Below are 1,000 nucleotides of genomic sequence, written 5' to 3'. Positions count from 1 at the left end.
CAGGGTAAGCGCACCTCAAACGCAGTTGCCATCTAGATTGTAGGGCTGCTACTTTTAGAGAGTTCAGGGAGCGCTGCAACTAATACCTTCACCATATAATCATCGCTCATCGCAGCCAGTCTCGTTTTCTGGACTAAACTGCGTTTTTTACCTGTGGATTCTCGATTGAGGGCATTGAGGGCGAACCGTCGTAAAACAGCCAGGTTCTGAGGACCATGCATCGACCGAACCCGACAGGCATCTTCGCCAAAGGTGACATCTAGAACCCAATGTTGGGAGTTCTCAATGCCCCAATGCTGGCGAATGGCACTGCCAATGCGAGGGTTGTCGGCGTCTAAACTCGTGAGGTAATACTGGATCTCATGGGTGGTTTTATTCCATAACTGACGGGTTCGTTCAACGATGACAATGGTCTGTAATCCCGCCCAGTCACCCGCTTTATACAGGGCTGGCATCGCACTGAGGGGAAGGGTCCAGACCTGACGCTTTTCAATCCGATGATGCCCCGATTCCACCGTGTGTTCTAGGCTTTTCGGTAACCTGCTCTCAGAGAGCGCCGTCTTAAACCAGGTCTCAACTTGGTTAAATAGCGTCGGATGATTCCCTTTTAAGCACAGGATATAGTCCGCATTGGCTCCTCGAATCTGTGCCGCGATTGCCGTTTGCGTCCCCATGGCATCCAAGGTGACAATGCAGCCGGAAATATCCAGCAGTTCGAGCAAGGCGGGAACCGCTGTGATTTCATTCGATTTATCCTGAACTTTCGTTTGACCCAGAACCAGGCGATGGTCGGCTGCCCAGGCACTCACCAAATACAAGCATTGCTTCCGGTTGTTGCGATCATAGGAACCCCTCAGTTTTTTGCCATCAATGGCGACGACTTGGACGCCGAGATCCGTGACTAAGGTGCGAACCCAGGTCTCGAATGCGGCTTCCATCTGTTTCGGGTGGAGACGTTCAATCACCCGCCGAAAGGTATCGGGGCTGGGGATGCCATGGG

Annotated in this window: 1 protein-coding gene; it reads right to left on the bottom strand. The window is 52.4% G+C overall.

What is annotated here, in order from left to right; translation table 11 throughout:
- Positions 1 to 32 precede the first annotated feature (32 nt).
- The coding region (locus tag QUA44_RS30595; protein WP_333257705.1) for an ISAs1 family transposase at positions 33 to 1,000 on the bottom strand (968 nt) is incomplete at its 5' end.

This window comes from Microcoleus sp. N9_A2, assembly GCF_036701775.1.
In the GTDB taxonomy this organism is placed as follows: Bacteria; Cyanobacteriota; Cyanobacteriia; order Cyanobacteriales; family Microcoleaceae; genus Microcoleus.
The sequence above is the reverse complement of the archived record's forward strand: the minus strand, read 5'-3'. Positions and strand labels throughout refer to the sequence as shown.